Source organism: Micromonospora sp. NPDC048868, from assembly GCF_043198195.1.
Taxonomy (GTDB): domain Bacteria; phylum Actinomycetota; class Actinomycetes; order Mycobacteriales; family Micromonosporaceae; genus Micromonospora; species Micromonospora reichwaldensis.
This window is the reverse complement of record NZ_JBICUN010000019.1, coordinates 96,715-108,710: the sequence shown is the minus strand read 5'-3', so window position 1 is coordinate 108,710 and position 11,996 is coordinate 96,715. Positions and strand designations below refer to the sequence as shown.

Genomic DNA, 11,996 nt, shown 5'->3' with positions numbered 1-11,996 from the left:
GTAGCGGCCCAAGTCTTCCGAGCACCCTGCCGGCGTCCTACCCCTGTCACCCCCTAAGTCGTCCCCAGTTCGGACCGCTGATCAGGTGGTGGGACGGGCCGCAGGCCGATGATGGGGCCACCCCCCGCAGACCGTCGAGTCCTGTGCTCCACCCGCCCGTCAGCCGAGGTGCCGTCGTTGGAACGCTGCTGGTTGTTCGCCCGCTCGGCCGTGCCGGCCGACGGGTCCCCGGACACGCGGGTGACCGAACTGGTCGGCACGGTCCTCGCCGGTCTGGTCGCCGCCGCCCGCCGGGCCGATCCGGGCATGGACTGGTTCTTCGACCCGGAGGGCTCCCCCGCCGGGCCGCACGTGAGCCTCGGCTTCCACGCCGCCCCGGCCGCGCTCGACGCGGTACGGGCGGGGCTGCTCGCGTACGACCCGGGGGTCTCCTTCGCCGCCGACCGGTACGTGGTGCGCGACGCCGCCCGGGGCGGCCCGCTCGCGTCGGCGGGCAGCGACCTGGCCCTGGCCCTGCTCGGCGGGGACACTCCCTGGCTGGCCGGCGTCGAGCTGCCGCTGGCCGTGGCACACCTGCGGTGCCTGACGGAGCTGGTGCCGGCGGCCGACCGGCTGGCCTTCCTCTTCCTGCACTGGCAGGAACGCAGCCAGCGGCTCACCGCCGCGCAGCGGCGGGACCTGGCCGCCCAGGCGGACGCCGGGGCGGAGAAGATCGTCCTGGCGGCCGGCGACCTGCCGCTGTGCGGGGAGGTCGCCGTGGCCTGGCAGCGTTACCTGGACCGGGTGACCGACGTGGTCGGCCGGCACCACCCGGCGGCGCCGTCGGGCTTCCTGCTGGCGCACCACGCCCAGCTCACCCACGACCGGTGGGGCATCGGGCCGGACGTCGACTCGCTGGCCGCGCTGGCGCTGCGCCTGTCGATGGTCCGGGAGCGCCCGGTCGCCGCCGCGCCGGTGCCCGTCGTCAAGAGGAGGCAGCAGCCACATGCACCCGTCCGCACCTGACCCGCACGCCCCGGCCGAACCGGCCCGGATCGAGGTGGCGCTCGGCGAGCGCGCGTACCCGGTGCTGATCGGCCCCGGTGTGCGCCACCGGCTGCCGGCGGAGGTGGCGCGGATCGGTGCGCGGCGGGTCGTGGTGGTCTCGGCCCGGCCGCCGGAGTGGACGCCCGACCCGGGTGTGCCGCACCGGGTGGTGCCGGCCCGCGACGGCGAGCACGACAAGAACCTGGCCACGGTCGAGCAGCTCTGCCGGGCGTTCGCCGAGTTCGGGCTGACCCGCGCCGACGCCGTCGTCTCCTGCGGCGGCGGCACGACCACGGACGTGGTCGGGTTGGCCGCCGGCCTCTACCACCGGGGCGTCGCGGCGATCCACCTGCCGACCTCGCTGCTCGCCCAGGTGGACGCCAGCGTCGGCGGGAAGACGGCGGTCAACCTGCCGGAGGGCAAGAACCTCGTCGGGGTGTACTGGCAGCCCCGGGCGGTGCTCTGCGACACCGAGCACCTGGGCACGCTGCCGCAGCGGGAGTGGCGCAACGGCTACGGGGAGATCGCCCGGGCGCACTTCATCGGCGCGGGCGAGCTGCGCGACCGGCCGGTGGCGGAGCAGATCGCCGCCTGCGTGGCGCTGAAGGCGCGGGTGGTGGCCGCCGACGAGCGTGACTCCGGTCTGCGGCACATCCTCAACTACGGTCACACGCTGGGGCACGCGTTGGAGCGGGCCACCGACTTCGGACTGCGGCACGGCGAGGCGGTCGGCGTTGGCACGGTCTTCGCGGGCCGGCTGGCCGGCGTCCTCGGCCGCGTCCCGGCCGACCGGGTGGCCGAGCACCACGAGGTGGTGGCGGGCTACGGCCTCGACACCGCGCTGCCCGGCAACGTCGACCACGACGAGTTGGTCGCGCTGATGCGGCGGGACAAGAAGGCCACCTCGGGCCTGTCCTTCGTCCTGGACGGCCCGGCCGGGCCCGAGCTGGTCGCCGACGTCCCCGAGCCCGCCGTGCGCACCGCACTGGCCGGCATGTAGCGGCCGGCACCCGCCCACCGCCGGCGGCCCTGGCTCAGGGGGGTGATCCCGGGCGTCCCCTCCGGACCGTCGCCACGGCCCGGAGGGGACGCGACGCATCAACCGCTCAGTGCCCGCTGGATCTGCGCGACCAGCACCCCGCAGGCGTACCGGTCCGCGGCGCCGACCATGCCGACGATGGTCGCCGGCAGCGGGCCGTTGTCCGTCTCCGCCGGGTCGTGGTGCATGAACGCGACGAACTGCCCCCGGTCGATGAACGGGGCGAGGATCGGCTCGGCGTCGACGCCGGGGGCCAGCGAGAAGAACGTGGTCATGGCGCACGGGTGCTGGCCCAGCAGCGAGCTGCGGTGCAGCACCGAACTGGTGGCCCCGCTGACCCGGAAGTTCGGGTCGATGACCCGCAGGGCGCCGTCGCGGCCGATCCCGGCGTCGAAGGAGCAGTACCCGCGGTACCCGAGGGCACTGGCCTTTCGGACCCCTACGGTCAGCGCTTCGATCAGCTCCGCCGGCGGCTGGTCGTCGTCCAGCACACAACCGACCCACGTCGAAGTGGGCTGCGGCAGGTGTACGGACGCACCGAAGTAGTGCACCGCTCCGCTCTCCGTCACGCCGAACTGGACGCCCCAGATCGTCCGGAAGGGCACCTCCTCCTCGACGATCCACCGGTCGCTCACCTGTTCCAGCTGGTTGAACAGTGCCCGGTGCCGCCGGTCCTGCAACCGCCTGGTGAAGATCGCGATTCCGCTGTACACCTCGACGCCGGCCGGTTTGACCACCGCCGGCCGCCGGTCCTGCTGCACGATGCGGCGCACCTCGGCGGGGGTGGCGACCTGGCGACGGGGCAGGTATTCCGGCGCGATCAGCGTTTCCAGGGTGGTCTTGTTGTTGAGGCGGGCGAGCAGGTTCGGGGCGACCCGGGCGCGCGCGGCCCGCAACTGCGGATCGTGCGGGGGGAACTGGAACTCCAGCGTCTCGCCGCGTTCGGCGGCGTCCCGGGCGAACTGCACCGCCTGCGCGCCGGAGCGGAACTCGCGCAGGTCGCTCGGCGTCTTGAGACCGCACCGACTGAGCAGGCGCAGCGACTTGTCCGCGCTGGAGCCGGTGCTGCAAATGGCCGCCGACTGGTGCGGAAGGGTCAGGTGGAGACCGGTGATCATGTCCAGCCCGTTGTACAGGGCGGCGCCCGCACCGGCGAGATAGCGGCTGTCGGCGGTCGTCACCGGATCTGGTGGCCGGGCCAGCACCACCCCGTCGTGAGCGAACACCTGCACCTGGATAGGTCCGTCCATTGGATCTCCTGACATGCCGGCCCACAAAGGGCCTCGGGGTGGCACGGAGTCCGGGTGCGCAACGGCCACGAACAGCGGAGAACGTGGACGGTCGCGGGCGCTCCCGGTCCTGATGAGGCCGCTCGGCCACGAGAGTCGGGCGTACCGCGTGCACCGATCGGACGGTCTCTGACGGGACCGGCCAGGTAGCAGGCTGGCTTGTGGTCAGCGCTGCGTTTGGCGAGGTGCACACCAACAGGCGGTGACTGAATGTGCCAGTCACCGACTGGGTCATGATCGGCAAAGCATAGTCAATCCTCATTTCCCTGGCATGGGCCGGTCAGCCGACCGCGGGCGGCCCTTTCCGCCGCCGGGATCGCCAATTCTCCGATTCGAACCCTGGACCCGGGCTGACCGAATAGCCGTTTTCGACGAAGACCTCGGGATCGCTCTCCGCCGAAACCCGGACATTCGTGCATCGACCCTCTCGGAGGGCGCCAACCATCCACTATAGAAAAGATATAGCGGCGCGTGTTAATGCCGAAAAATTCGCGGCATCTGGCCGCGATCCTGATCATTCGCCACGAGAAAACACCACACTGACCAGCGCAAATTGCCGGTCCGGCGACGAAGACACCGGACGCGGACCGGTGGCCGCTCATTACTCCGGACGGATCCCCGGCGGCCCCGGTCGGAATCTGCGGCCGTCACCCTAGGGGTCGACGTGCGCATCTCTAGGGGTGTACGCCACTCCACCACGCTTCGTAGGGTCGGGCCCCATCCGTTCGTCGTTCCCTTTCCATTGCACCGGGCGGGGGACGAATGTGGGTGCGCGGCACCCCCGACGGACGGGAGGCGCCGGTGATCGGATCGGGCAGCGACCTGCTCCTTTCGATCGACGACGTGGTGGCGACCCGGAATCCGGACGGTGACCCCGTCCTGGTCGCACCGCATGTCCGCGTCCGGCCACCCGAGTCGGCCGCGGTGCCCGCGAACCGCCCCTGCCGCGCAGACCGCAATGCGCCCGGTGGTGCGGTACCGGGGCCCCGCGCCTTCCGGTCACCCCCTCTCGATCGGAGGTTGAGCTGATGTCTGTCGGGTTCGATGGTGGGCGGACCGTGGACGGCGCGGTCGACGCCGAAACGCTGGACCTGGTGGGGGACCTGCGCCGGCCGACGCTCTGGCCGGCCCGGGCCGCCTCGGTGCACCGGGTGCTGCCCTCCTGGCCGTCGAACGGCGGGCCGGGTGGCGACGTCGCCGCCCCGGCGCACCGGGTGCTGTCCCCCTGGCTGCCGGGCGGCGACGTCGTGGTGGCGGGGGTCGTGGCGGTGCTGGCCCGTTGGACGGCCCAGGAGCAGGTGGTGGTGGGCCTGGCGTCCGGTGGCGGCGGCTCGGCGCTGCGGGTGGACATGACGGGTGATCCGGGTTTCGCCGAGCTCGTGACGCGGGTGCGCGCGGCGCTGGCGGCGCCGGTGGCCGTGGGCCGGGAGCCGGTGGGCCCGGTGGTGCTCGGGCTGGTGGACGCTCCGGTGGCGGACGCGGGGCCGGCAGTGGTGGACGTCGACCTCGTGATCGGTGTGGCCCCGGACGGGTCGGCGCTGCGGGTGGACTACGCGGCGGAGGGTTACTCGGCGCAGTGGGTGCGGGGCCTGGTGGACCAGGTCGTGGTGCTGGTCTCCGCCGGGTTGGCGGGGCCGGAGGTGGGGTTGTCGGCGTTGCCGTTGGTGGGCGACGCGGAGCGGGAGCGGTTGCTGGAGTGGGGCCGGGGCCCGGTGCGTGAGGTGCCGGGTGAGCCGATCCACGAGCTGGTGCTGGAGTGGGCGCGGCGCACGCCGGAGGCGGTGGCGGGTGTCGCGGGCGGTGAGGTGTTGACGTACGGGGAACTGGACCGCCGGTCGGCCGCGCTGGCGGCGTACCTGCGGTCGGTGGGCGTGGGCGCCGGTGACGTGGTGTCGCTGGCGCTGGAACGCGGACTGTGGTCGCTGGTGGCGACGACGGGTGTGTTGCGGGCGGGCGCGGCGTACACGCCGATGGACGTGTCGTGGCCGGTGGAGCGGATGCGGGTGTTGCTGGCCGACCACGGCGCGCGGGTGGTGTTGACCGTCGGTGCGGTGGCGCCCCGGATTCCCGGTGGCGACGGGGTGTCGGTGGTGGCGTTGGATGACGACTGGCCGGTGGTGCAGGCGGGTGAGCCGGTGGACCTGCCGGTGGTGCCGGCGTCCGCGCCGGCGTTCGTGATCTACACGTCGGGGTCGACGGGCACGCCGAAGGGTGTCGTGCTGACGCACGAGAGGCTGACGAACTTCCTGGCGTGGATGACCGACGAGTGCGCCATCGGCCCCGACAGCCGGATGCTGCATTCGGCGGCACCGGTCTTCGACGCCGCCTTCGGGGAGATCTTCGCGACGCTCACCGGTGGTGGCCGCGTCGTCGTCTGCTCCCGCGACGACCTGCTCGACGCGCGTCGGCTCACCGACCTCATCAACCGGCACGACGTCACGCACACGTTCGGACCGGCCACCAACGTCGCCCCGCTCGATCCGGCCGCCTGCCCGGGTCTGCGCTGCATCATCTTCGGCGGCGAGGCCGTTCCGCCGCAGCTGGCCCAGCGGTGGTTGACGGCGGGCGCGCGGGTGGTGAACGCGTACGGGCCGGCGGAGATCGCCGTGGCGTGCACGTGGTTCGACGCCTCGGCGGGTTGGGGCGGCGCGTACGTGCCCATCGGCTGGCCCATGCCCAACCGGCAGATCCGCGTCGTCGACGCCAACCTCGACCTCGTCCCCGCGGGCGTACCCGGCGAAATCCTCATCACCGGCTTCGGGGTCGCCGACGGCTACCTCAACCGCCCCGAACTCACCGCCCAACGCTTCGTCACCGACCCGTACGGCGGCGGGACCGCCTACCGCAGCGGCGACCTCGGACGGTGGAACAGCACCGGCGCGCTGGAGATCCTCGGCCGGATGGACCACCAGGTCAAGGTCAACGGCATCCGCATCGAACTCGGCGAGATCGAGACCATCCTCGCCCAGCACCCCGACGTCGGCGCCGCCGTGGTCGTGCGCCGCGAGGACGACGGCACCGCCCGACTCGTCGCCTACGTCACCGGACGCAACGGCCGTACCCCCGCCGTCGGCGACCTGCGCGCGCACGCCGCCAGCGTGCTCCCGTCCTACATGGTCCCCGCCGTCGTCATGGTCCTCGACCACTTCCCCGTCGGCGGCACCGGCAAGGTCGACCGGCGGGCCCTGCCCGCACCCGACACCCGACGCCCCGACCTCGGGGTGGAGTTCGTCGAGCCGGCGACGAACGAGGAGCGCCTCGTCGCCGCGGTGTTCGCGACAGTCCTCGGCATCGACCGGGTCGGCACGCGCGACAGCTTCTTCGACCTGGGTGGCACGTCGTTGCAGTCGGCGGCGGTGGCGACGCGCATCGACGAGGCCGCCGACGTCGTCGTGCCCGTCTCGCAGATCCACCGCACCCCCACCCCGCAGGCGCTGGCCCACTGGCTGACCACCGCGCCCCGCCGTACGGACGCCGGCTCGACCGCCGGGCAGGCCCGTCAGCGTCCCGGCCCGGTTCCCCTCGCGCAGCAGGTCGCGAAGTGCCTGATGTCGCCGCTGGAGGTCGTCGTCCCGGTCACCTGGTGGATCGAGGGTGAGCTGGACCTGCGGGCGCTGATGGCGGCGCTGGGCGACGTGCACCGCCGGCACGAGGCCCTGCACGCCCGCTACCGGCGGACGGCTCCCCCGGTGGCGCTCGTCCCGCCGAACCCGGCGATGCCCCAGCTGCGGCTGCTCACCGACGCCGCCAGCGAGCAGGAGGCCCTGGACCAGCTCGCCGAGGCGGTGCAGCAGCCGCTCGACTACACCCAGGGCCGCGTCTGGCGGGCCGCCCTGATCCGGGAGAAGTCGACCGGGCGGGTCCTGTTCGGCGTGGGCATCCACCACATCGCCTTCGACGGCTGGTCGTACGCGTTGCTGGTGCGGGACCTGAGCCACGCCTACGCGGCGCGGTTGTCGGGCGCGGCCCCCGAGTGGGCGCGGCCGGCGCCGACGCTACGCCAGTCGTACGAGGAGTACGCCCGGCTGCGCGACGCCGCCGACCTCGACGCGCAGCGGGCCTACTGGCGCGAACACCTGCGCGGCCTGCCCCGCCAGGGCCGGGGCGACGCCACCGCACCGCTGGAGCAGGCGCTGGCGTGGGGTCCGAAGGCCGGACACATCGTCACCGTCACGCCGGAGGTCATGCGGCGCTGGGACCGGGCCGCCCGGGAGCAGCGGTTCAGCCGGTCCAGCTACTTCGTCGCGGCGTTCGCCTCCGCGCTGCGCGCCGTCCACCAGCAGGACGACATCGGCCTGCTGATGGTGGTGGCCAAGCGGGGCAGCCGCGTCCTCGACTCCGCCTTCACCACCCGGCTGAACCTGAACTGCGTCCGGGTGCGCTTCGACGGGCCGGAGGACGACAAACTCGTCCTGCGGGTCAACGAGACGATCAGCGAGCTCATGCGGGCCCAGGACGTCCCCTTCGCGGAGACCGCCGACGACCCCGCCGCCGGGCTCTCCGGCGAGGTGGTCGCCAGCCTGCCGACCTTCGTGTTCCAGGACAACGTGGTGCTACCGCTGGAACTGCCCGGCTGCCGGGCCGAGGAGGTCGTCGACCCGTACGCCCGGGAGGTGCCCAACGGGCTCACGGTCGAGGTGCTTCCCCGCGCCGACCACGCCCTCCTGCGCGTCACCATCCGCACCGACTACCTGCCGTACAGCTTCGCCGAGGAGCTGAACGGGCACATGCTGCGCTTCCTCGAAGCCGGGCCCGCGGTGTCCCCCGCCGCTGGCTGAGCGTCCGTCCCCCATCGAACTGCTCTCCCATGCCGACGACGCGGAAGGCCGCGTCCCCGGCAGTCCTGCTTCTACTGCCCCGGGGTACCCGTGCGGGTGCCGCCGGCCCTGATCGGAGGTTGGCTCATGTCTGTCGGGTTCGTTGGTGGTCAGGCACAGGCCACGGGTCTCGCCGGGCCCGGTACCGACTTCGAGGCCCTCGACCTCATGGGCGACCTGCGTCGGCCGCTGGGATGGCCGGCCCGGGCGGCGTCGCAGGTGCGGACCTTGCAGCTGCCCGTCCCGGCCGGCGCGGAGCCGGCCGGGACGGTGGTCCTGGCGGGACTCGTCGGGGTGCTGGCCCGCTACACCGGTCAGGAGGAGGTGGTGCTGGGCCGGTCCTCGGGGGGATCGGCGGTCCGGGTAGGTGTGTCGGACGATCCGACGTTCGGTGACCTGGTGAGCCGGGTAGGTGTGGCGTGGGCCGCGCCGGTGGTGACCGCCGGTGTGCTGGGTCCGGTGGCGGTGGGCCTGGTCGACGGCCCGGTGGCCGAGGTGGGTCCGGAGGTGGTGGACGTCGACCTGGTGGTGACCGTCGCCTCGGACGGCTCCGGGCTGCGTGTCGATTACGCGGCGGAGGGTTTCTCCACCGACTGGGCACGGGGCCTGCTGGACCAGACCGGGACGCTGCTGTCGGCCGGGTTGCGGGAACCCGACGTCCCGCTGTCCGGGTTGCCGTTGTTGGGCACGGCCGAGCGGGACCGGCTGCTCGCATGGGGCCGGGGTCCGAGCTGCCCGGTGCCGGGCGAGCCCCTGCACGAACTGGTGCTGGAATGGGCACGCCGGACGCCGGACGCGGTCGCGGGTGTCGCCGACGGCGAGGTCGTCACGTACGAGGAACTGGCCCGCCGCTCCGAACTACTGGCCCGCTACCTGCGCGCGGTCGGGGTCGGGGACGGGGACGTGGTGTCGCTGGCGTTGGACCGCAGCATGTGGACCCTCGTCGCCACCCTGGCGGTGCTGCGGGCGGGAGCGGCCTACACGCCGATGGACGTGTCGTGGCCGGCGGAGCGGATGAAGATGCTCCTGGCCGACCACGGTGCCCAGGTCGTGCTCACCGTCGGCGAGGTCGCCCACCGCATCCCCCGCCCCGACGGCGTGCGGGTGGTCGCCCTGGACCAGGACTGGCCCGCTGTGGAGGCGGTCGAAGCGATCGACCTGCCGGTGGTGGACGCCTCCCAGCCGGCGTTCGTGATCTACACGTCCGGATCGACCGGGACGCCGAAGGGCGTCGTGCTGTCCCACGACAAGCTGACGAACTTCGTCACCTGGATGCGCGACGAGTGCGCGGTCGGCCCGGACAGCCGGATGCTGCACTGCTGCGCCCCGGTCTTCGACGTGGCCCTGGGCGAGATCTACACCGCGCTGACCTCCGGCGCCCGCGTCGTGGTCTGCTCGCGTGACGACCTGCTCGACGCCCGCCGGCTGACGGAGCTGATCGCCAAGGAGCAGACCACCCACGCGTTCTGCCCACCCACCAACCTCGCCGCCGTCGACCCGGCCGACTGCCCGAGCATGTCCTGCGTGACCCTCGCCGGGGAACCCATCCCGCCCCGCATGGCCCAACGGTGGATGGCCGCCGGCACCCGCCTGATCAACGCCTACGGCCCCGCCGAGGCATCCGTCGCCTGCACGTGGTTCGACGCCAAGGCCGGCTGGGGCGGCGCGTACGTGCCGATCGGCTGGCCCATGCCCAACCGCCAGATCCGCGTCGTCGACGCCGCACTCGAACTCGTCCCCATGGGAGTCCCCGGCGAGATCCTCATCACTGGCGCCGGGGTCGCCGACAGCTACCTCAACCGCCCCGACCTGACCGCGCAACGGTTCGTCACCGACCCGTACGGCGGCGGGGTCGCCTACCGCACCGGCGACCTGGGCCGGTGGAACGCCTCCGGGGCGCTGGAGATCCTCGCCCGGATGGACCACCAGGTAAAGGTCAACGGCATCCGCATCGAACTCGGCGAGATCGAAGCCGTCCTCGAACAGCACCCGGGCGTCGGCACGGCCGTGGTCGTCCGCCGCGAGGACCGGGGCGTCGCCCGGCTGGTCGGTTACGTGACCGGGCACGATGGCCGGGCCCCGGCCGTGAGCGAACTGCGGGAGCACGCCGCGACGGTGCTGCCCTCGTACATGGTCCCCGCCGTGATCATGGTGCTCGACCGGTTCCCCGTCGGCGGCACGGGGAAGATCAACCGGCGGGCCCTTCCGGAACCGGGCTCGCAGCGCCCGGACCTCGGCGTGGCCTACGTCGAAGCCGCGACCGCCGAGGAACGGCTGGTCACAGGCGTGTTCGCCACCGTACTCGATATCGATCCCATCGGCACCGAGGACAGCTTCTTCGCCCTCGGCGGCACCTCCCTGCAATCCGCCGCCGTCGCCGCCGCCATCGACGAGGCCGCCGACGTCGTCGTACCCGTCTCGCAGATCCACCGCACCCCCACCCCACACGGATTGGCCCGCTGGCTCGCCACCGCACCCCGCCGGCCCAGAGCCGAACCGGAACCGCCCGTCACCGGACGCCCCGCCCCGACCGGGCCCGTCCCGCTGACCCCGTCGGTCGCCAAGTGTCTCGTGCTGCCGTTCGAACTGGTCTGTCCGACCACCTGGTGGATCGAGGGCGAGTTGGACCTGCGCGCGCTGATGGCGGCGCTGGGCGACGTGCACCGGCGGCACGAGGCGTTGTACGCCCGCTACCGGCGGGTGGACCCGCCCGTGGCGGTCATCCCGCCGAACCCGGGGATGCCCCAGCTCCGGCTGCTCACCGACGCCGCGAGCGAACAGGAAGCACTCGACCAACTCGCCGAGGCGGTGCAGCAGCCGCTGGACTACACCCAGGGCCGCAACTGGCGGGCCGCCCTGATCCGCAACAAGACCACGAACCGGATCCTGTTCGGCGTCGGCATCCACCACATCGCCTTCGACGGCTGGTCACACGCGCTGCTCGTGCGCGACCTCAGCCACGCCTACGCCGCCCGGGTGTCCGGCACGGCCCCGGTGTGGGCGCGACCCGCGCCCACCCTCCGCCAGTCGTACGACGAATACACCCGGCTCCGCGAGGCCGCCGACCTCGACGCGCAGCGGGCCTACTGGCGCGAGCAGTTGCGCGGGCTCGCCCGTCAGGGCGAGGGCCGACCCCAGGAGCTCCTGGAGCAGACCCCGATGTGGGGTCCCAGGACGGGGCACATCGTCGCCGTCTCCGCCGACGTGTTGGACCGCTGGGACCGGGCCGGCCGCGAACAGCGGTTCAGCCGCTCCACCTACTTCGCCGCCGCCTATGCCTCCGCGCTGCGCACCATCCACCAGCAGGACGACATCGCCCTGCTGATGATCGTCGCGCAGCGCGGCAGCCGGATCCTCGACTCCGCCTTCACCAGCAGGATCGGTTCCAACTGCCTCCGGGTCCGGTTCGACAGGCCCGAGAAGAACCTCGTCCGGGCCCTCCAGCAGACCGTGGACCAGCTGATGGCAGCCCAGGACGTCACCTTCCTGGAGATGACCACCGACCCGGTCCTCGGGATGCCCCGCGAGGTGATCAACAGCCTGCCCTCCTTTGCCTACCAGGACAACCTCGTCCTCCCGCTGGAGCTGCCCGGCTGCCGGACCGAGGAGGTCGTCGACCCGTACGCCCGGGAGTGGTCGGGTGGCTGTGTCGCCGAGGTCCTGCCCGGTAACGGGGGCGCCCTGCTTCGCGTCACCATCCGCACCGATCTGGTCCCGACCCCGGTCGCCGAGATGTTGGCCACCAACATGCTGCGCTTCCTGGAGGCCGGACCGGAGGCCGCCGACCAGGCGGACTGAGCGGCCCTCGCCGGCGGCAGCCGCCAC

General features: G+C 72.9%; 5 protein-coding genes. 4 read left to right on the top strand and 1 reads right to left on the bottom strand.

Annotation, left to right across the window (positions count from 1 at the left end; genetic code table 11):
- The first annotated feature begins 168 nt into the window (after positions 1-168).
- On the top strand, positions 169-1,005 hold the full coding sequence (locus ACGFNF_RS25055; RefSeq protein WP_393171113.1) for a hypothetical protein: 837 nt from the start codon (positions 169-171) through the stop codon (positions 1,003-1,005).
- The gene (locus ACGFNF_RS25050; protein WP_393171111.1) at positions 986-2,026 is read left to right on the top strand and encodes a 3-dehydroquinate synthase family protein; all 1,041 of its coding nucleotides are present in this window, start codon (positions 986-988) and stop codon (positions 2,024-2,026) included. The genes ACGFNF_RS25055 and ACGFNF_RS25050 overlap by 20 nt, the downstream gene beginning before the upstream one ends.
- 98 nt (positions 2,027-2,124) lie before the next feature.
- On the opposite strand, the gene ACGFNF_RS25045 is transcribed toward ACGFNF_RS25050, so the two are convergent.
- On the bottom strand, positions 2,125-3,315 hold the full coding sequence (locus ACGFNF_RS25045; protein WP_393171109.1) for an ATP-grasp domain-containing protein: 1,191 nt from the start codon (positions 3,313-3,315) through the stop codon (positions 2,125-2,127).
- Between the two features lie 1,067 nt (positions 3,316-4,382).
- On the opposite strand from ACGFNF_RS25045, the gene ACGFNF_RS25040 reads away from it, so the two are divergent.
- Positions 4,383-8,132 carry an amino acid adenylation domain-containing protein gene (locus ACGFNF_RS25040; protein ID WP_393171107.1) on the top strand — a complete coding sequence of 1,250 codons (3,750 nt, stop codon included), beginning with the start codon at positions 4,383-4,385 and terminating at the stop codon, positions 8,130-8,132.
- A 126-nt stretch (positions 8,133-8,258) separates the two neighbouring features.
- A complete protein-coding gene (locus ACGFNF_RS25035; protein WP_393171105.1) occupies positions 8,259-11,969 on the top strand; it encodes an amino acid adenylation domain-containing protein in 3,711 nt (1,236 codons plus the stop codon).
- Positions 11,970-11,996: the final 27 nt, after the last annotated feature.